The organism is Janthinobacterium algoris (assembly GCF_051380935.1).
In the GTDB taxonomy this organism is placed as follows: domain Bacteria; phylum Pseudomonadota; class Gammaproteobacteria; order Burkholderiales; family Burkholderiaceae_D; genus Janthinobacterium.
In genome coordinates this window covers 343,334-360,894 of the sequence record NZ_JBNYXZ010000003.1, presented here as the reverse complement: position 1 = coordinate 360,894, position 17,561 = coordinate 343,334, and the positions used below count along the sequence as shown (strand labels likewise).

Here is a 17,561-nt window from a genome sequence, read left to right as displayed (position 1 = left end):
CATGGCTGCTTTTAAAGAAACGAAATTCCCGGCAGACGCTCCCGTCGCCGAAAAAGCCCTGGGCTGGGTCGATGACCGCTTTCCCCTGACCAAGCTGTGGAATGATCAATGGGGCAAGTACTACGCCCCGAAAAACTTCAATTTCTGGTACATCTTCGGCTCGCTGGCCATGCTGGTGCTGGTCTTGCAGATCGTCACCGGCATCTTCCTGACCATGCATTACAAACCGGATGCGGCCCTGGCCTTCAATTCCGTCGAGTACATCATGCGCGAAGTACCGTGGGGCTGGCTGGTGCGCTACATGCACTCGACGGGCGCCTCGGCCTTCTTCATCATCGTCTACCTGCACATGACGCGCGCCCTGCTGTACGGCTCGTACCGCAAGCCACGTGAGCTGATCTGGCTGTTCGGTTTCGCCATCTTCCTGTGCCTGATGGCCGAAGCGTTCTTCGGCTACCTGCTGCCATGGGGCCAGATGTCGTACTGGGGCGCACAAGTGATCGTCAACCTGTTTGGCGCCATCCCGTTCATCGGCCCTGACCTGTCGCTGTGGATCCGCGGTGACTATGTTGTCTCCGACGCGACCCTGAACCGCTTCTTCGCCTTCCACGTGATCGCCATCCCGCTGGTACTGCTGGGCTTGGTTGCAGCGCACTTGATCGCCCTGCATGAAGTCGGCTCCAGCAACCCGGACGGCATCGAGGTGAAGGAAAACCTGGGCGCCGATGGCCACCCGGTCGATTCGATTCCATCGCATCCGTACTACACCGTGCACGATCTGTTCGGCGTATCGATCTTCCTCGTCATCTTCAGCGCCGTCGTGTTCTTCGCGCCGGAAATGGGCGGCTATTTCCTGGAATACAACAACTTCCTGCCCGGCGATTCGCTGAAAACCCCGCTGCACATCGCGCCAACCTGGTACTTCACGCCGTTCTACTCGGTGCTGCGTGCCACCACGGCCGACTTCATGTACGTGCTGATGGGTGTCGTGGCGGCTTACGTGGTGTTCATCTGGCTCAAGTCGCGCCTGTCGACGACCGTCAAGTCGGCCATCGCCGGCATCGCCATCGTCGCCATCATCGGCATGCTGCCGCAGGTGCTGGACGCGAAATTCTGGGGCGTGGTGTTCTTCGGCGGTTCCGTCGTGATCCTGGCGTTCCTGCCATGGCTCGACCATTCGCCGGTGAAATCGATCCGCTACCGTCCGACCTGGCACAAATATGTGTACGCCATCTTCGGTCTGTCGTTCCTGATCCTAGGCTACCTCGGTACCCAGGCGCCAACGGATACGAAAACCATCGTGTCGCAAGTGTGCACCCTGATTTACTTCAGCTTCTTCCTGCTGATGCCATGGTGGAGTGCAATGGGCCAGTTCAAGACCGTGCCGTCGCGTGTGACGTTTCACCCGCACTAAGCCGCTCTCACGCCACGCTCAAAGGACATACATCATATGAAGATTGCAAAAAAACTGCTCGCCATCCTGGCCTTCGTGCCCGCCATGGCTCTCGCCAGCGAAGGCGGCTTTCCGCTGGACAAGGCACCTGACCGCCAGACCAACATGGCAGCGCTGCAACATGGCGCCAAATTGTTCGTCAATTATTGCCTGAATTGCCACGCCGCCGTGTCGATGCGTTACAACCGCCTGCGCGACCTGGGCTTGACGGAAACCCAGATCAAGGAGAATCTGTTGTTCTCAGGCGATAAAGTAGGCGACCTGATGACCACGGCACTGGCACCGCAGGACGCCAAGGCCTTCTTTGGCGTCGTACCGCCGGATTTGTCGGTAATTTCGCGCGCGAAATCATCTTCCGCTGGCACAGGCGGCGACTACCTGTATACTTACCTGCGTACGTTCTATAAAGACGACACTCGTCCGACCGGCTGGAACAACATGGTCGTGCCGAATGTTGCCATGCCGCATGTATTATGGGAATTGCAAGGTATCCAGACTGCCAAGTTCGTGGAAGAGACGGATCCCCACGAGCCAAGCAAGAAGATCCACAAATTTGCCGGCTTCGAGCAAGTCAAGCCCGGCACGTTGAACAAGATCGAGTATGACAATGCGGTAGCCGACTTGGTCGGCTACATGGAGTGGATGGCCGAACCGGCACAGCAAACACGCAAGCGCCTGGGCGTGTGGGTGCTGCTGTTCCTGTCGGTATTTGCTCTGCTGGCATGGCGCCTTAACGCGTCGTTCTGGAAGGAAGTCAAATAAGTGAGGCGCCGGCCATAGGCCGGTTTATGCCTGTTTCTGCGTTGTCCGCATGAGTGGACAAGCGACCTGGGGTGAGCCGTTCGCGGCTTCACCCCCTTTGTTTCTAAGGAACTATAAAAAATGATGGTTCTCTATTCGGGTACAACCTGCCCATTTTCGCAACGCTGCCGCCTGGTCCTGTTTGAAAAAGGCATGGACTTCGAAGTGCGCGACGTTGACCTGTTCAACAAACCGGAAGATATTTCGACCATGAACCCGTATGGCCAGGTGCCTATCCTGGTCGAGCGCGAACTGATCCTGTATGAATCGAACATCATCAATGAGTACATCGATGAGCGCTTCCCGCATCCGCAACTGATGCCGGCCGATCCGCTGATGCGTGCCCGCGCGCGCCTGATGCTGTTCAATTTCGAAAAAGAACTGTTCGTGCACGTACATGTGCTGGAAAGCGAACGCGCCAAGAGCAACGACAAGGCCCACGACAAAGCACGCGCGGAAATCCGCGACCGCCTGACGACCCTGGCGCCGCTGTTCCTGAAAAACAAGTACATGCTGGGCGACGAATTCTCGATGCTCGACGTGGCTGTCGCGCCGCTGCTGTGGCGCCTGGACCACTACGGCATCGAACTGTCGAAGACGGCTGCACCGCTGATGAAATACGCCGAACGCATCTTCTCGCGTCCGGCCTATATCGAGGCATTGACCCCTTCCGAAAAGGTCATGCGCCGCTAAAGATAATCCCGGCAGGCCGCGCCTGCCGGGATATCTGCGTCTTTTGAATTACCGGTGCGCCCGCCTCATACTTGACGGGGGCGCTCCCGCCTCACAGTGCCTATCATGTCTGAAATCTCAACCAAACCTTATATGCTGCGCGCCATCTACGAATGGTGCACCGACAGCGGCTACACGCCTTATCTCGCGGTCAAAGTCGATTCGCGCACCACGGTACCGATGGAATACGTGAAGAAGGGTGAAATCGTGCTCAACATCAGCTTCGGCGCCACCAGCGGCCTGAAGATGGACAACGACGCCATCCGCTTCCACGCCCGCTTTGGCGGCATTTCGCGCGAAATCTACGTGCCGGTCGACAATGTGATGGCCATCTACGCCAACGAAAACGGCCAGGGCATGGCCTTCGAGCCCGTGCTGGGCAACGATGACCCCGACGCGCAACCGACGGACAGCCCCGCATCAAGCGACCTGCCGCCGCCAGCGCTCGCCCCGGTCTCCAGCGCCCCGGCCTTGTCGTCCGTGCCGACCAGTTCCCCCGAACAACGCGACAACGCCACGCCCGGCGACGACGAGCCACCAAAAAAAGGCGGTCGCCCGACCCTGACACGCATTAAATAGCGTATAATTCGCAACGCGCAGTTTTTGCCGACTTAGCTCATTTGGTAGAGCAGTTGATTTGTAATCATCAGGTGGCCAGTTCGAAACCGGCAGTCGGCACCAATAAATTCAAGCACTTAGCCCAATCCTCAGGATTGGGCTTTTTGCTTTCTGGATGCCATGTAACCCCTGTGTAACCCGGCTTGATCAATCCAGCCGGATGGGCCAGCGGCCTGTCCACCATGCACAGGCGATCAAAGAGCCCAAAAGGGCTCTTATCGAATACATCGCATGCACAGGTGCGACGCCCTTCTCTCAAGCACCAAGAACGCGCCGGATACCCTCTACCGGCCAGGCCAGCCGGCCGTTCACCCGAACCGGTCGCAGAGGTCCATTTTCGGCGGACGCCCATACCCGCAAGGTCTGCGGTTTTCTCCCCAAGTGGTAAGCAGCACATGCGGTATCGACATGTATCCGCCGTTCCAGGTCAAGCGGCATGAAGCTCAGGCAAGATTGAGAACCTGCCATCTGGTGCTGTACTGCTTGCGGTTGTTGCTGATCCATCCATCGCCTCGAAATTTGAGCGCCGAACAACAGACCAACCCTAATCGTCGACACACGACCAGTTAGAGCTGATGAGGGGAAGCGTCAGGATGAGGAAAACAAGCTTGCCGGGTGCTGGAGACGATACTCCGCTTGTGACACGTCGCTGGCATCTGCCACGCGTCGCTCATTGTTCTACTGGCCCGATGTAGAAAGCCGTTGGTCGGTCGGTCAGTCAAGAAACGAAATAGAGATGGCGCGTTTCCTCTCGGTCATGCTGATCGCGATATTCTTCAACGATTCTGGGGCGGACATTCTCGCGATTACTGCACTATTCTTTGTGGTATCGATCAGCGCCGCGATTCTTCAGGCAAAGTACACCAGGCTTCTGCTGAAACTCCAACCGGATGAGACGGAATACATTTTTTACGACTGATTGAACATCCAAGGCCGACCGTCACCTGATAGTCGGCCTTGGTACCTCCGGTACCTCGGTGAAACACGGGGAGAATCTGCAGCATCTTTTGGTCAACTGTTCCTTATCTCTTCTCCGCTTTATCTGTTCCTCAGCTATTTCTGATACATCCGTTATCCAGATATATTGACTTTATCTGCATTTCAGATAATATTGATATATCTGAATAACGGATACTACACATGTCCTTCTCACCCACCACCCACCGTCTCCTCACGGCGTCGCAGCTCGGCCAGTTGCTCACATCGACCCGCAAACGGCATAAGATCACCCAGGCGACTGTAGGCACGCGTGTCGGCTTGAGCCAGAACCGCATCTCCTACCTGGAGAGCCATCCTGACGAAATCAGCGTCAAGCAGTTACTCAGCTGGTGCTCCGCAATCGAACTGGAACTGCAGTTGGGCGAGCGCGATACGTCCGCCGCAAGCAATTCGGCCGAGTGGTAGCCATGGGCCGCCGCTCACACAGCCAGACGCTCCATCTTTGGGCAAATGGCGACTATGTAGGACGCTGGACGGTAAAAGCCAACGGCGACTCCGAACTCCAGTACGATGCGTCCTGGCAAAGCTCAAGGCTGGGGCGCCCAATCTCGCTGTCGCTGCCGTTCAATCTGCGCAATGAACCGCTCAAGGGTGCCAGTGTTGCAAACTACTTTGAGGGCTTGCTGCCGGACAGTGACATCATTCGCAAACGCGTTGCGACCCGGTTCAAGACAGGCTCTCTCGAACCGTTCGACCTGCTCGCGGCTATCGGCCGGGACTGTGTCGGCGCCTTGCAACTGCTGCCCGAAGGCGGCAAACCGGAAGGACTGGCCCAGGTCGATGGCATCGCCCTTGACGAGGAAGACATCGAGCGGCACCTGCTCGAAGTGGTTAGCTCAGAGCGACACGGCGCCACAGATGATGCCAACGATGATTTCCGCATTTCGCTGGCTGGCGCCCAAGAGAAGGACGCCTTCTTGTGGTGGAATGGGCAATGGATGAAGCCGCGTGGCGCGACGCCCACAACGCACATCGTCAAGCTCCCGATCGGGATGGTAGGCGGAAAAAAAGCCGACTTCACCACGTCAGTCGATAACGAGTGGCTATGCCTGAGGCTGTTCAAGGAGTACGGGCTGCCCACGGCAAATGCCGAGATTGCGACGTTCGGCGCACAACGGGTGCTCGTCGTCGAGCGTTTTGACCGCGTGCGATCAAGCGATGGCAAGCAGCTGTTTCGGCTGGTTCAGGAGGATTTTTGCCAGGCAACGGGAACATCGCCACTGCTGAAATACGAAAATGACGGTGGGCCGGGGTTAAAACAGATGTTTACTCTGCTGCAGCAATCGCAGCAGAGCGCCGCAGACATGCATACGCTAATGGCCTCCCAACTTCTGTTCTGGATGCTGCGCGCCCCCGATGGCCATGCTAAAAACTTCAGTATCCAGCTACTCGCGGGCGCCGGCCGGTTCAAGCTGACGCCCATCTATGATGTGATGTCCGGCTATCCTGTGATCGGTCCTGGACCCAACCAGTGGGCCGAACGCAAGCTCAAGATGGCGATGGCGCTACTCGGAAACAACCGGTACTATCTCGCGCATGGCATACAGCGGCGACACTTCAACAGCACGGCAAAAGCGGTCGGCTATGGCGCGCACGCCGAACCGCTCCTGCTCGATTTCATTGCCTGCACACCCGCCATTGTAGAAAAGGTCCGCAGCGAACTGCCTGTGGGTTTTTCGGAAAAGGTGGCCGACAAAATTCTGGGCGGCCTGCTTGATGCCGCAGCCGCCCTTCAACGGATGCCGCCAGCCTGACCAGCACCTCGCAGACGGCGCGGCCGCGCACCGGGCAAAAATGCGAGAAGCGGCCAGTACTTTGCAGGCCGAACAGTCCGGCATCGGTGAACATGGACTGCGGGTTGTGCGGGTCTCCGCCCCAAGCAGTTTGTCGAGTGTCGCTTTGTCGATGGTCATACGTATCCTTTCCAGGGATAAATTTTATTGTATGACTTCTTTCACACAAAATTTCTGACAGGCTCGGTAGCCCTTTTTTCTTTCCCCTGCCTGCGGGACACTCCCAGGCCCATTAACACGCGTCACCCTCCAGATAAGCTTGCGCAACGCATTGCTGCACCGCGCAATGACGTCCAGCGCATTTAGGCGCACTATGGGCACTTGCTGGCGAAGAAGAACTTTCCAATGTCTGGCTTGCCTACCTGGGGAAACATCATGTCCGCACACACTTACAAGCTGATCGAACTGGTCGGCACGTCGACGGAGAGCAGCGATCAGGCGATACGCGATGCCGTTGCCAAAGCGGCGCTCACGGTCAAGCACATGGACTGGTATGAAGTGACTGAATCACGCGGCCATATCGTGGACGGCAAGGTGGCGCACTTCCAGGTCACGCTGAAGGTCGGCTTCCGGCTCGAGTAAAGGGATCGAGTAAGACAGGCGGCGCGTTCACCGCCGCCCGCCCTCTCCCCGGCTCTCCAGCCACTCCCGGCCGCCGGCCTCCAGCGCGGCTTGAATGACCTTTTCCGGCAAGCTGTACACGGTCGCCCAGCTGGCGCGGCCATCCTGCGTGTTGGCGGGAAAGCTGTGCGTCTCGATGGGCCAGTGGTATTTGCGTTTGAGCGCTTTGACGATGGCGGCCAGGGAGACGCGGCCTTGCAGGGGTTCGGCGCCGGACTGGTCGCGGTTCGACAGCAGCACGGCCAGGACCTGGCCGCGGCCCGTGCGTGCGCCGGGAAAGGTGGGAGTTTTGTTTGCCATGGCCTATTTTACCGGGCAATTATCGGGCGAGACGCGATGTGCCGCACCTTTGATCTGGCGCAAGCGCCGCACCAGCTTTGCGGCCACGATGGGTATTTCGCCAGGGGTGCCGGCGCCCCTCCGGCAGCCTGGGCCACTCATCACGGGGCACAGGAGCCCATCATGCACAGCCTGAACATCCACGCCATGCAATGGCAAACCGTTGCCGATATTTCCGCCGTCGACCCGCTGCTGTCCGAGGACCTGGCTTGCTTCCGCGAACTGCGCGACGTACTGCAGCGCTATGGCGCGCTCAACCGCTTCGGCATTTCCCTGATTCACCGCCATTTCGATATTGCCGACGATGAGGAGCTGATGGAATACACGGATGTGGTGCAACGCACGCTGACGGTGAAACCTGTCAAGAAAAGCGACATCGACTGGCAGCACACGACCATCACCAACTGGAAATTGACGGAAGGTGAGGAAGTGGCGCGCATCGGTTGCGGCTGCGCAAGCAATTCGGGTGGCCACCTGGGCTATCACCGCGGTACCTGAGGCGGACCGACGCCGCCCGCCAAGCGGCGTCGGCCTTTCTTACACTTCGCCCTTTTCAGCTCAGTCCGCTTTGCGCAAGTAGTTGATTCAATTTACTTTTTTTGTGTGGCACGCAAGCTGCTTATCTTTGTCTACGAGATGAATCCAGGCAAGTCATTCTGGATTCTTTGTGCCCCGGATTTTCCGAGACTGACCACGATAAGAGGCTGCGATGAACGTCGATCACACACGAAGCAAGACCCTGGGCTGGCTGGGCGCACTGGCGGCGGCAAGCCTGCTGGCCAGCGGCCAGGCGCAGGCCGGCGCCTACGGCCTGGCCGTCAATGAGTTGAACAATTTCCGCATCGCCACCAGTGCCGGTAGCTTGTCGCTGGCTGGCGCCAACCGCAATGCCAGCGACAGCGCGTTTTTCGAAGGCGGCGTGGCCGTCAATCCGCGCGCCGTCAATACCGGGCCGGCCGCCAACGCCGACGTGCTGCAAGTGTGTTCGGGCGGCGGCTGCAGCGGCTTGCCGCAAAACCGCTACGCACCCAGTCCCAGTACCACGCTGGAATTCGCACGCGGCGATGCGCACGCCTTCGGCAACATGCTCAATGGCGGCGCCAGCGTGCAAGCCGTGGCGGAAGCACAGCGCAACACCGTCGGCGCCGCCACGGCCATGGCTGGCGACACGCTCACCGGTTCCGTCAACCTGACCCTGTCGAGCGCCGGCTTCATCACCTTCAGTTTCATGGGACGGCGCGACCTGCGCACCAACGTGACGACCTTGGGCGACAAGTCGAGCGTGTCGATCATGGATATCTTCAATATCTCCTGCAACAGCGCCAGCCCCGTCGGCTGCCTGTCGAACGCGAATGCCGATGGCGTGATCTTCCAGTTCGCCCCCGACGGCAACCCGAACAACGGCAGCGATATCAACGGCAACCATGGCGCCGGCAGCCTCGATCCCTTCAGCCTGAACTTGACGGCGGGCACGAATGACCCCGCTACCGGACGCGCCTTCACGAATGGCTTTGCGCTGTTTTCCCTGACCTCGAATTTCGCCCTGCCCGCCGGCAGCTATACCTTGAACTTTTCCAAGTCCACGCGCACCGACATCGTCGTCATCGATCCCCTGGCCGTGCCGGAGCCGGGAAGCCTGTTCCTGCTGGGTCTGGGACTGACCGCCCTGGCCTTCACGCGCCGGCGCCAGCCGACATAGCAACCGGCATGTTCAAAACACGCGCGCCCGCCAAGGCCCCGCGTGTTTTTTACGCCAGCAGAGGCATGTTAACCGAGCCGTGCCAGCGCCTGGCGCGCCAGCTGCAATTGCTGCAGATAATAGCGGTGCAACATGGCCGGGTCATTCAGGTCGCGCCCCAGTACCAGGCGCAGCTCGCTGGCAGGGCAGTCGGCGGCCTGGGTCTGCACCTGCTTCCCCAGTTGACGGGCAAGCTGGCGCGCCGCCTGCTCTTGCGCGGGCCGGTATTCGACGCGCGTGCGCGCTACCTGGAAGCGGGTTTCATTGACCAGGCGCACCACTTGCACGGGAGCGCCGGTCAGGCTGCGCGCCAGCGCGGCGGCCATGCCCGGCACGCCGTTGCCATTCACGATTTCCAGGCGCGGATGCGGCGCACCAGCCGCCGCCACGGACCGCAGCGACGCGACGCCGGGCACGCGCCGCAGCTGGGCCATGCCATCGCTCTGCGTGATCTCCACGCGCGCCATGGCGGGCGCATCCTGCACCGGCGCAGGCGCTGGCGCCGGCACAAGCTGCGGCGCCGCCGCGCCACGCAACAAGGCCATGTCGCGCCGCAAGTCGTGTTCCCGCAAGCTGGCCGCCTGGCGCCGCATGAGGGCGGCGCGCTCGTGCTGTCCCAGGCGCTCCAGCACCTGCGCCAGATGCCGCCAGGCCAGCGCATTGAGCGGATCGAGCAAACACGCCTGTTCCAGCGCGGGCAAGGCTTGCGCATCGCGCCCGCTCATATAATAGGCATGGCCGAGATTGCTGAACAGATAGGCCTGCTGCGGCCGCGCCATGCCCGTTTCCTGCGTCAGCGCCTGCCACTGGGCGATGGCCGCGTCATGTTCGCCCCGCTGTACCTGCAGCACGGCCAGGCCGTTGCGCGCGTTCACGTGGAGCGGCGCATGGCGCAGGGCTAGCTCATAGGCCGCGTGCGCGGCGGGCAGATTGCCGCGCTCGAAATGCTGGCGCCCCGCCACATAGGCGGCATCGGCGTCGGGCCACGCCGGCACCGGTGCATGGGCCAATTGCGTGGTACAGGCGGCCAAGCCCAGGCAGGCACAGGCGGCGGCCAGGCGGGAGAGCCTCAAGCGCATGGTGACTCCTTTCAGCGGCTGGCCATGGCCGGCACGAGCACGCGATAGACTTCGATCACGGCCGGCCCCATGAGCACCAGCATCAGGGTGGGAAAGACGCAAAAAATCAGCGGGAACAGCAGTTTCAGGGCGATCTTCGCCGCCGCCTCCTCGGCCAGCAGACTGCGCTTGCTGCGCAGGTTTTCCGAATGCACGCGCAGCGAATCGCCCATGCTGGTGCCGAAGCGTTCCGATTGAATCAGCATCGCGACGAGGGTGTCGACATCTTCCACGCCGCTGCGCAGGGCCAGGTTGCGCAGCGCCTTTTCCTTGGAAAAGCCGGCGCGCATTTCCATCAGCACCAGTTGCAATTCCTGCGCCAGTACCATGCTTTTGATGTGGATTTCGCCCGACACCTTCACCAGCGCGCGCTCCAGGCTCAGGCCCGCTTCCACGCACACGGTCAGCAAGTCGAGCGCATCGGGGATGTTTTCGAAGATATCGCGCCGGCGCCGCTTGGCCGTGCTGGCCAGCACCAGGTTCGGCAGGTAATAGCCGATGGTGGCACTGACGCACAGCAGCAACAGCAGCACGCTGCGCAACTGCGCCGCCATGGCACTGGCCGCATACAGCCCCAGCACGGTGGGAAACAGCAGGGCCAGCACGGTTTTCGCCGCAAAGTACAGGGCTGGCGCGCTCGCTTGCCGCCAGCCCGCGTTCATGAAGCGCGTGCGCAGCGGCGAACGCTCCCAGCCCTCTTCCGGCAGCGACAGCTTGCTGAACGGCTGCGCCACGCGTGCCACCCGCTCCACCCAGCCATGGTCGGCCACCGCGTCGCTGGCGGACGGCACCATGGCGCCAAACAGGCGCTGGCGCAAGGCGCCGGGAAAGAAAATCAGCCACGCCAGCAGGGCCAGCGCCACGACCACGGCGAAGACAATCATGAGAAACAGCAGTTGCGAACCGTTCATGCCACCCCCTGTTGTTATATCCTGATCCGTATCACATTGCGCATCCAGACCACGCCCAGCGCCACCATGCCGGCCGCGTACCACAGCAGTTTGATGCCGCTGGGATCGGTCCACAGCAGGCGGATGTATTGCGGGTTGACCAGCGCCATGACGCCGATCATCACCACCGGCATCAGTCCCAGCACCCAGGCCGACATGCGCCCCTCGGCCGACAGCACGCGCACCTGCCCCAGCAGTTTCAAACGGGCGCGGATGATGCGCGCAATGCTGACCAGCACTTCGGCCAGGTTCCCCCCCGATTCGCGCTGCACCAGCACGGCGATGACGAGGTAGCGCAAGTCCGTCAGCGGAATGCGCGCGGCCAGGTTTTGCAGCGCCTCGTTCATCGGCACGCCGTAATTGATTTCTTCATGCGCCATCTTGAATTCGCCGCTGATCGGCTCGCTCAATTCATCGCCGACCATCTGCAGCACATTCGAAAACGAGTGGCCGGCGCGTAGCGCGCGGGCCAGGAAATCGGCCGCTTCCGGCAATTGCGCCTCGATCTTTTTCAGCCGCGCCGCGCGCGCGCGCAGCACCAACAAACACGGTCCGCTCACGGCGCCCGACAGCAGCAGCAAGGCGCCAGGCAAGGGCATGGACCAGGCCGCCAACAGCAGCAAGGCCGCCAGCAACAGGGCAGCAGTGATGCCGATGAATTGCGCCACCGACCAGGACAAGCCCGATTGCAACAGCAGGTGGTCGAGCTGCGCCGCCTGTGGCGCGCGCCGCAGCAAACGCTCCAGGCCAGGCGCTCGCGCATAGCGGCGCTGCTTGAGGATGGAAACCCGCTCCCCGCCCGCCTCGCCGCGCGCCGCCATCAGCCGCAAGCGCCGGTTGATGCGCCGCGCCGCGCTGCCATGCGTGCCCGCCCACCACAGCCAGGCGCCTTCCACCATCAGGATGCAGGCGGCGAACAGCAGTACGGCAAAACCGTAGAAGACCAGGTCCATGATGCCCGTCCTTATTCGTAGATGCGGTCGGGGTCAAACACCGTGTCCGGCACCGGCGCGCCAAACATGCGCAGGCGCTCCGTGAAGCGAGGCCGCACGCCCGTGGCGCAAAAGTGGCCCAACACCTTGCCCCCGGCATCGACACCCGTCTGCTCGAAACGGAAAATTTCATGCATGGCGATGATGTCGCCTTCCATGCCCGTCACTTCCTGCAGGCTGACCAGCTTGCGCGCGCCATCCGTCAGGCGCGACACTTGCATCACCACTGTCACGGCCGAGCAAATCTGCTGGCGCGTGGCGCGCGGCGTCAGGTTCACGCTGGCCATGCCGACCATGTTTTCCAGCCGCGCCAGCGCATCGCGCGCCGTGTTCGAGTGGATGGTCGCCAGCGACCCCTCATGGCCCGTGTTCATCGCCTGCAGCATGTCGAGCGCCTCGGCGCCGCGCACCTCGCCCAGGATGATGCGGTCGGGCCGCATGCGCAGCGCATTGCGCACCAGCGCGCGCTGGCTCACTTCGCCCTTGCCCTCGATATTCGGCGGGCGCGTTTCCAGGCGCACCACGTGCGGCTGGCGCAGCGCCAGTTCGGCCGCATCCTCGATGGTGACGATGCGCTCGCTGCCGGGAATGAAGCCGGACAGCACGTTGAGCAGGGTCGTCTTGCCACTGCCCGTGCCGCCCGAAATCAGGATGTTGACCTTGGCCTGGCCCAGCGCCTGCAGCACTTGCACCATGGGCGGCGTCAGGCTTTTGTAGTCGAGCAGGTTGGCGATCGTCAGCGGCTGCACGGCAAAACGCCGTATCGACAGGATCGGGCCGTCGACGGCCAGCGGCGGAATGATGGCGTTGACCCTGGAGCCGTCCGGCAGGCGCGCATCGACCATCGGGCTCGATTCGTCGACGCGCCGTCCCACGCGCGAGACGATCTTTTCGATGATCTTCATCAGGTGCGCATTGTCGTGGAACGTCACGTCCGTCAGCTGCAGCCGCCCGCCCCGCTCGACATACACCTTGTCGCAGGTATTGACCAGGATATCGGACACGCTGGCATCGGCCAGCAAGGGTTCCAGCGGGCCAAAGCCCAGCATCTCGTGCTGGATGTCGAGTACCAGGCTATGCCGCTCGTGCTGGTTCAGCACGATGCGCTCTTCCTCGATGACGCGCTGCACCAGCAGCGCCAGCTCGTGCTTGAACTGCTCGGCCGTCAGGCGCTTCAGGCGCTCCAGGTCGATACGGTCGAGTATCGTCTGGTGCATGGTCTTTTTCAGCTCCTGGTAGGCGTGCAGCGCCAGCGCCCCTTGCCCATTGCTGGCGGGGCGCACTGTTTCATTCGCCGCCAGGCGTTCGCGTAAAGTCATCTCGGCTCCCATGATGGCCCCCGGCGGGAGCCTTGACACCCATCAGCTGCTGCCCCGTCAAGCCTCGCTACGGCTGAACAAACGGTCGAACAGGCCGCGGCTTTCCGTCACGCGGCGCGCCGTCACCAGCTCCACCAGCTCGGCCAGGCTACGCGCCACGGCGCTGGTGCGCGACAGCTGCAGCAGCGGGATGCCCTGGTTGACGGAGTCCGTGGCGGCGACGTAATCGTTGGGCACCGTGTGCACCACGTCCGCGCCCAGCGCCTGTTCTAGGTCCGCCAGGCGCAGGCGCCCGCCCTTTTCATAGCGGTTGACGATCAGGCGCAGGCGCTCGCCCGGATAGCCGAGCGAGCGGAAAATATCGAGCAGGCGGCGCCCGTCGCGGATGTCGGGCAAGGCCAGTTGCAGCACCGGGTAGATGGCGTCGGCGTTGTCGAGCGCGCGCAACGACAGCGCATCGATCTGGCGCCCCACGTCGAGCACGATGTAGTCGTAGTGCTGGCGCGCCACGGCCAGGATGCGGTCCATGTGCTCGGGTTGCATGTCGACCTTGTGCGCGGGGTCGTCGGCCGCCGCCAGCACGCCGAAATTGGGCGTCACGTGCACCAGGCACGAGGCGAGAAAGGCGCCATCCATGCGCGCGATCTGGGCGCAGATATCGGACAGGGTCATGGCCGGCTTCTGGTCCGAGACATACAGGGTGGCGTCGCCGAACTGGCCGTGCAAGTCGATCAGCAGCACCTTGCAGCCGGCCAGGCTGGCCAGCGCGTAGGAAAAATTCGTCGACAAAAAGGTGGCGCCGCTGCCGCCCTTGCAGGAAATGAAGGCAAGGACCTTGCCGTCGCGCATCTGCGTCACGCCGGCCTGGATATCCACGCGGTCCATCGCTTCATGGAAAGCCTTGTGCACCAGCGGCAACTGCAGCACTTCGCGCATGCCGGCACGCATGGCGCGGATCAGCACATCCTGCTGCTGGCCGCGCGTGAGCAGCATCAGCACGGCCAGCGGATACTGGCGCGCCAGCCGTTCCAGCAAGTCCGCCTCCTCGGCATCAAGGCCGCTGGCGTCGACGATCACCAGCTCGGGCGCTTCGGGCAGCATGCGCTCGACGGCGTCGCGCAAGCCGCTGCGCCGCTCCAGCAGGCGCAGCACCGGCATGCGGGCCGCGCCCTGCGCCGCGATTTCATCGTGTAAGCTGGCGTCGCGGGTAATCATCAAGGCTTTCATCCCCCCTCCTTCATTTAATACAACACATTCGGCTGCGCCAGCGGATCGACGCTCATGGACAAAAACCGGGATTGTCCGGATAGCCCAGCGACTCGGCCACCGCCATGGTGGCCCCGCTGGGCAAACGCACGGCCCCTGGGCCGGAGGGAAACATCACCCCCAGCAGGGGCAAGACGGGCCGGTATGGCACGCTCTCGCAGCGCGCGCCATCACCGGGCATGCACAGGCGCGCGCGCACGAAGCGGATGCAGCTGGCGCCATGCGGATCCTCCAGGCAATTGATGCGGTTGCGTTGCGGACACCCTGGCATCACCGTCACCGGCACTGCCGCCAGCGCAGCGCCGCCACCGGCCTGCGACAGATAGTCGATGCGCACATACGCGTCGCTGATGCCGCCGCCCAGCGGCAGCGTGCCCGGCGCGGCGCGCAGCACGGCTTGCGTGCGCACGGCCTGCAGCGCACCGGCATTGCTGAAGTCGGTAACGGCGGCGGCGCGCGCCGCGCGCCGGGTGATCTCATGCACCATGTTCCACACGTACACGGCGCGCGCCACTTCCAGCATGGCAAACAGGAAGAGGAAGAACAGCGGCGCCAGCATGGCGAACTCGACAGCGAAGACGCCGCCCTGGCGCTGCCGCCGCTGCTGGATAGGCAGGTTAGTTGACATAGCGCAATGTCGCGTTGGCACGCAGCGGGATCGGCGCCAGCTGCGGCAGCCACTTGCGCGTCAGCTCGGGCAGGATATCGACGGGCATGTCCACGGACAACTTGATGCGCACCTGCAGCGGTGCCGTGGCGTATGTGCCGCAGGTATAGGAATCGTCGGCATACACGCATTCCACGCTGACCCGGTATGGCTGCATGTCCGGCCAGCTTTCGGCCATCGCCTCAACCACCATCTGCCGGGCAAACACGGCGCCCTGGTTCGCCGTGTCGCTCCTGGCCATCTGCGGCAGCGGCATGGTGGCCAGGTAGCGCGCCGCATCGTGCGCGCTTTTTTGCAAGGCCGTGTACGCCAACAGCGCGCGGCCGAACAGCAGCACGAAGGGCAACAGGCCCATGAAAAACAGCAGGATCAGCGCCAGCTCGATGGCGGCGACACCATTCTGGCGGCGTGGCGCGCGACTGGGCGACTTCATTGCAGCAACTCCGCTGGCCCCACCAGCGTGCCCTCGGCTACCAGGCCATCAAATTCGGCGCTCAACATGCCATTGCTGGCAGGCGCCGTCATGAAGAAGCGGCCGATGCCCCGCACCTGCGCCAGCACGTCGCTGCCGGCCGGCAGCGGACAGGCCAGCAGGGGAATATGCAGCAGGCGCCGCTGCGCCACGCCCGTGTTGCCGGTCGGCGCGGTCTGGTAAGCCAGCGTCTGGTATGGCGGCGTGGCAGGATAGCCGGACTTGGCGGCCGGCGCGGCCGGCAGGGCTGGATACAGCTTGGGCCAGTCGCTGGTGGCAAACGGTAAATAACCGCCGGCCGGCTTCACGCTGCTGTACCTGACCGCCTTGGCAAACGACCATAGCGGTCCATAACTGGCGACCGTGGGAGGCGTCACGTTCGATTCCGGATCGGCCACGGACAGCAGCGGGTTGCCGGTGCTCAGGGCGCTGGGCGCGTCGGGCGTATTCGTCATCCACCAGTTCGCCGCCGTATTCGGATACGCGCGGATATTCGTGTCCGGCGGCGCCGTGACGGGATGGCAGCCACTGCCCGCATGCTGGTTGAAGCGCGCGTTGAAGGCGGGCCACAGCGCGGCGGGAAAGGGCCGGTGCACGTGCACCGACGCGCTGCCGATGCGCCGATACAGCACCGTGCCGCTGCAGACAAACGGCAGCACGCTCGACTCGCTGACCTGCAACGACGGTCCCAGCATGCCCGGCCGGCCCAGCGGATTAAGCACGAAATGTTCGGCTGCCGGGCCATGCGGATTGAGCTTCAACAAGTTATACGCCACGCCGCGGCGAAAGCCATATTCCAACAGCTCGACGGCCGGTAGCAAGGCCGCATTCGTACGCGGGCTGGCGGCACTGCCCGACAGCGCGCAGATGGCCAGCGGGGTCAGGTGCAGGCTGGACCGCCCGGCCACCGCGCGCGCGCCCGTGTCCAGCGTGCGCAGCGCCGGCGACCAGGCGCCCAGGAACGCCGTCGCCACCCGCCCCAGCGACGGGTTATTGGCCTGCGTATCGACGCGCACGAACAGCGCCGTGGCAGGATCGGGCACGGCGCCCGCCGCATGCCACTCACTGGCGGGCGCGTCGGGTGCGCTGGCGAAGCGGATGCTGGCGTCCGACAGCACGGCGCCCTCCATGCGGCGCCGCCATGCGCTCCTGTCGGCCGCACTGCTCTTGGCTTTCGTCACGGCTGCAAGCAGGCCTTCGGGCGTGCCCACCAGTTCGGCCGCCGCCGCCAGCGCCGCGTTGTCGGCCAGGTTCTGCAGTTCCGTCTTGCGGCCGATGACCTGCCCCACGTCGAGCGCCAGGCCGATAAAGCCCAGCACCACGATGAGCAAGATGGAAAAGGCGATCAGCATCACCCCGCATTGGCGCTGGCGTCTATTTGCCATTGCCGCCTCCGAGCATGAATTGCACTGGCTGTGGCGCCTGGCCGTTCGGTTCGACAAACGAGGCGCGGTAGCGCTGCATGACGGCGTGCGCGCTGGGGCCATCGAGGCCATCGGCCGGCGTGCGGTTGCCGGCGCTGGCCGGATCGCGCACCTGCTGCGCCATAGCCAGGCGCACGGCGTCGCCGAAGCGCCGGTCCAGCTGCGGCGTGCTGCCATGCGCGCAGGCGGCCAGCTGCAGTGCCAGCAGCAGCGCCGTCAGGCGCCGCAGCGATATCAAAAGCGAGTTCGGCATGGCATG

At 62.9% G+C, this 17,561-nt stretch carries 20 protein-coding genes and 1 tRNA gene; 11 read left to right on the top strand and 10 right to left on the bottom strand.

Annotated elements, in window-relative coordinates; all coding sequences use genetic code 11:
• Position 1 precedes the first annotated feature (1 nt).
• The 9 genes from ACQ4W7_RS06605 (at position 2) to ACQ4W7_RS06565 (ending at position 6,978) form a co-directional block, all read left to right on the top strand.
• The gene (locus ACQ4W7_RS06605; RefSeq protein WP_426073456.1) at positions 2 to 1,414 is read left to right on the top strand and encodes a cytochrome b; all 1,413 of its coding nucleotides are present in this window, start codon (positions 2 to 4) and stop codon (positions 1,412 to 1,414) included.
• 36 nt (positions 1,415 to 1,450) lie between these two features.
• Positions 1,451 to 2,215 (top strand): cytochrome c1, encoded by a 765-nt coding sequence (locus ACQ4W7_RS06600; protein ID WP_426073457.1) that lies wholly within the window; start codon positions 1,451 to 1,453, stop codon positions 2,213 to 2,215.
• 120 nt (positions 2,216 to 2,335) lie between these two features.
• Entirely contained in the window at positions 2,336 to 2,947 is a 612-nt protein-coding gene (locus ACQ4W7_RS06595) for a glutathione S-transferase N-terminal domain-containing protein (RefSeq protein ID WP_010394154.1), read from the top strand.
• A 105-nt stretch (positions 2,948 to 3,052) separates the two neighbouring features.
• Positions 3,053 to 3,565 (top strand): ClpXP protease specificity-enhancing factor, encoded by a 513-nt coding sequence (locus tag ACQ4W7_RS06590; RefSeq protein WP_426073458.1) that lies wholly within the window; start codon positions 3,053 to 3,055, stop codon positions 3,563 to 3,565.
• A gap of 26 nt (positions 3,566 to 3,591) precedes the next feature.
• A tRNA-Thr gene (locus ACQ4W7_RS06585) sits at positions 3,592 to 3,667 on the top strand.
• Between the two features lie 673 nt (positions 3,668 to 4,340).
• Positions 4,341 to 4,523 (top strand): hypothetical protein, encoded by a 183-nt coding sequence (locus ACQ4W7_RS06580; protein ID WP_426073459.1) that lies wholly within the window; start codon positions 4,341 to 4,343, stop codon positions 4,521 to 4,523.
• Between the two features lie 221 nt (positions 4,524 to 4,744).
• On the top strand, positions 4,745 to 5,008 hold the full coding sequence (locus tag ACQ4W7_RS06575; RefSeq protein WP_436529287.1) for a helix-turn-helix domain-containing protein: 264 nt from the start codon (positions 4,745 to 4,747) through the stop codon (positions 5,006 to 5,008).
• 2 nt (positions 5,009 to 5,010) lie between these two features.
• Positions 5,011 to 6,357 carry a type II toxin-antitoxin system HipA family toxin gene (locus ACQ4W7_RS06570; protein ID WP_426073461.1) on the top strand — a complete coding sequence of 449 codons (1,347 nt, stop codon included), beginning with the start codon at positions 5,011 to 5,013 and terminating at the stop codon, positions 6,355 to 6,357.
• Positions 6,358 to 6,771: 414 nt separating this feature from the next.
• Positions 6,772 to 6,978: a dodecin gene (locus tag ACQ4W7_RS06565; protein ID WP_070258640.1), complete on the top strand. Its 207-nt coding sequence runs from the start codon at positions 6,772 to 6,774 to the stop codon at positions 6,976 to 6,978.
• Between the two features lie 27 nt (positions 6,979 to 7,005).
• Here ACQ4W7_RS06565 and ACQ4W7_RS06560 read toward each other — a convergent pair whose 3' ends face one another.
• Positions 7,006 to 7,317 carry a hypothetical protein gene (locus tag ACQ4W7_RS06560; protein ID WP_426073462.1) on the bottom strand — a complete coding sequence of 104 codons (312 nt, stop codon included), beginning with the start codon at positions 7,315 to 7,317 and terminating at the stop codon, positions 7,006 to 7,008.
• 162 nt (positions 7,318 to 7,479) lie between these two features.
• Between ACQ4W7_RS06560 and ACQ4W7_RS06555 the strand changes: the two genes are divergently transcribed.
• The gene (locus ACQ4W7_RS06555; RefSeq protein ID WP_426073463.1) at positions 7,480 to 7,854 is read left to right on the top strand and encodes a hypothetical protein; all 375 of its coding nucleotides are present in this window, start codon (positions 7,480 to 7,482) and stop codon (positions 7,852 to 7,854) included.
• 211 nt (positions 7,855 to 8,065) lie between these two features.
• On the top strand, positions 8,066 to 9,055 hold the full coding sequence (locus ACQ4W7_RS06550; protein ID WP_426073464.1) for an EDSAP-1 family PEP-CTERM protein: 990 nt from the start codon (positions 8,066 to 8,068) through the stop codon (positions 9,053 to 9,055).
• 68 nt (positions 9,056 to 9,123) lie between these two features.
• Here the strand turns inward: ACQ4W7_RS06550 and ACQ4W7_RS06545 are convergent, their stop codons facing one another.
• From ACQ4W7_RS06545 to ACQ4W7_RS06505, 9 genes are read right to left on the bottom strand one after another with little or no spacing between them, the layout of a single operon-like run.
• A complete protein-coding gene (locus ACQ4W7_RS06545; protein WP_426073465.1) occupies positions 9,124 to 10,173 on the bottom strand; it encodes a LytR C-terminal domain-containing protein in 1,050 nt (349 codons plus the stop codon).
• Positions 10,174 to 10,184: 11 nt separating this feature from the next.
• On the bottom strand, positions 10,185 to 11,123 hold the full coding sequence (locus ACQ4W7_RS06540) for a type II secretion system F family protein (protein ID WP_426073466.1): 939 nt from the start codon (positions 11,121 to 11,123) through the stop codon (positions 10,185 to 10,187).
• Between the two features lie 14 nt (positions 11,124 to 11,137).
• Positions 11,138 to 12,115 carry a type II secretion system F family protein gene (locus ACQ4W7_RS06535; protein WP_426073467.1) on the bottom strand — a complete coding sequence of 326 codons (978 nt, stop codon included), beginning with the start codon at positions 12,113 to 12,115 and terminating at the stop codon, positions 11,138 to 11,140.
• Between the two features lie 11 nt (positions 12,116 to 12,126).
• A complete protein-coding gene (locus ACQ4W7_RS06530) occupies positions 12,127 to 13,473 on the bottom strand; it encodes a TadA family conjugal transfer-associated ATPase (RefSeq protein WP_426073468.1) in 1,347 nt (448 codons plus the stop codon).
• 57 nt (positions 13,474 to 13,530) lie between these two features.
• The gene (locus ACQ4W7_RS06525) at positions 13,531 to 14,700 is read right to left on the bottom strand and encodes a CpaE/TadZ family protein (RefSeq protein ID WP_426073469.1); all 1,170 of its coding nucleotides are present in this window, start codon (positions 14,698 to 14,700) and stop codon (positions 13,531 to 13,533) included.
• A 52-nt stretch (positions 14,701 to 14,752) separates the two neighbouring features.
• Entirely contained in the window at positions 14,753 to 15,367 is a 615-nt protein-coding gene (locus tag ACQ4W7_RS06520) for a TadE/TadG family type IV pilus assembly protein (protein ID WP_426073470.1), read from the bottom strand.
• On the bottom strand, positions 15,357 to 15,839 hold the full coding sequence (locus ACQ4W7_RS06515) for a TadE/TadG family type IV pilus assembly protein (protein WP_436529282.1): 483 nt from the start codon (positions 15,837 to 15,839) through the stop codon (positions 15,357 to 15,359). Before ACQ4W7_RS06515 ends, ACQ4W7_RS06520 begins: the two co-directional genes overlap by 11 nt.
• Positions 15,836 to 17,263 (bottom strand): pilus assembly protein TadG-related protein, encoded by a 1,428-nt coding sequence (locus ACQ4W7_RS06510; RefSeq protein ID WP_436529280.1) that lies wholly within the window; start codon positions 17,261 to 17,263, stop codon positions 15,836 to 15,838. The genes ACQ4W7_RS06515 and ACQ4W7_RS06510 overlap by 4 nt, the downstream gene beginning before the upstream one ends.
• Positions 17,253 to 17,555, bottom strand: a complete 303-nt coding sequence (locus ACQ4W7_RS06505; RefSeq protein ID WP_436529278.1) for a hypothetical protein — start codon at positions 17,553 to 17,555, stop codon at positions 17,253 to 17,255. The genes ACQ4W7_RS06510 and ACQ4W7_RS06505 overlap by 11 nt, the downstream gene beginning before the upstream one ends.
• Between the last annotated feature and the right edge of the window lie 6 nt (positions 17,556 to 17,561).

What these genes read in the sequence shown, in the direction of transcription:
- ACQ4W7_RS06530 (WP_426073468.1), bottom strand. Translation starts at nt 13,473, where the DNA reads ATGACTTTACGCGAACGCCTGGCGGCGAATGAAACAGTGCGCCCCGCC.
- ACQ4W7_RS06580 (WP_426073459.1), top strand. Translation starts at nt 4,341, where the DNA reads ATGGCGCGTTTCCTCTCGGTCATGCTGATCGCGATATTCTTCAACGAT.
- ACQ4W7_RS06535 (WP_426073467.1), bottom strand. Translation starts at nt 12,115, where the DNA reads ATGGACCTGGTCTTCTACGGTTTTGCCGTACTGCTGTTCGCCGCCTGC.
- ACQ4W7_RS06515 (WP_436529282.1), bottom strand. Translation starts at nt 15,839, where the DNA reads ATGAAGTCGCCCAGTCGCGCGCCACGCCGCCAGAATGGTGTCGCCGCC.
- ACQ4W7_RS06525 (WP_426073469.1), bottom strand. Translation starts at nt 14,700, where the DNA reads ATGAAAGCCTTGATGATTACCCGCGACGCCAGCTTACACGATGAAATC.
- ACQ4W7_RS06545 (WP_426073465.1), bottom strand. Translation starts at nt 10,173, where the DNA reads ATGCGCTTGAGGCTCTCCCGCCTGGCCGCCGCCTGTGCCTGCCTGGGC.
- ACQ4W7_RS06505 (WP_436529278.1), bottom strand. Translation starts at nt 17,555, where the DNA reads ATGCCGAACTCGCTTTTGATATCGCTGCGGCGCCTGACGGCGCTGCTG.
- ACQ4W7_RS06575 (WP_436529287.1), top strand. Translation starts at nt 4,745, where the DNA reads ATGTCCTTCTCACCCACCACCCACCGTCTCCTCACGGCGTCGCAGCTC.
- ACQ4W7_RS06510 (WP_436529280.1), bottom strand. Translation starts at nt 17,263, where the DNA reads ATGGCAAATAGACGCCAGCGCCAATGCGGGGTGATGCTGATCGCCTTT.
- ACQ4W7_RS06520 (WP_426073470.1), bottom strand. Translation starts at nt 15,367, where the DNA reads ATGTCAACTAACCTGCCTATCCAGCAGCGGCGGCAGCGCCAGGGCGGC.
- ACQ4W7_RS06590 (WP_426073458.1), top strand. Translation starts at nt 3,053, where the DNA reads ATGTCTGAAATCTCAACCAAACCTTATATGCTGCGCGCCATCTACGAA.
- ACQ4W7_RS06605 (WP_426073456.1), top strand. Translation starts at nt 2, where the DNA reads ATGGCTGCTTTTAAAGAAACGAAATTCCCGGCAGACGCTCCCGTCGCC.
- ACQ4W7_RS06565 (WP_070258640.1), top strand. Translation starts at nt 6,772, where the DNA reads ATGTCCGCACACACTTACAAGCTGATCGAACTGGTCGGCACGTCGACG.
- ACQ4W7_RS06570 (WP_426073461.1), top strand. Translation starts at nt 5,011, where the DNA reads ATGGGCCGCCGCTCACACAGCCAGACGCTCCATCTTTGGGCAAATGGC.
- ACQ4W7_RS06555 (WP_426073463.1), top strand. Translation starts at nt 7,480, where the DNA reads ATGCACAGCCTGAACATCCACGCCATGCAATGGCAAACCGTTGCCGAT.
- ACQ4W7_RS06560 (WP_426073462.1), bottom strand. Translation starts at nt 7,317, where the DNA reads ATGGCAAACAAAACTCCCACCTTTCCCGGCGCACGCACGGGCCGCGGC.
- ACQ4W7_RS06600 (WP_426073457.1), top strand. Translation starts at nt 1,451, where the DNA reads ATGAAGATTGCAAAAAAACTGCTCGCCATCCTGGCCTTCGTGCCCGCC.
- ACQ4W7_RS06540 (WP_426073466.1), bottom strand. Translation starts at nt 11,123, where the DNA reads ATGAACGGTTCGCAACTGCTGTTTCTCATGATTGTCTTCGCCGTGGTC.
- ACQ4W7_RS06595 (WP_010394154.1), top strand. Translation starts at nt 2,336, where the DNA reads ATGATGGTTCTCTATTCGGGTACAACCTGCCCATTTTCGCAACGCTGC.
- ACQ4W7_RS06550 (WP_426073464.1), top strand. Translation starts at nt 8,066, where the DNA reads ATGAACGTCGATCACACACGAAGCAAGACCCTGGGCTGGCTGGGCGCA.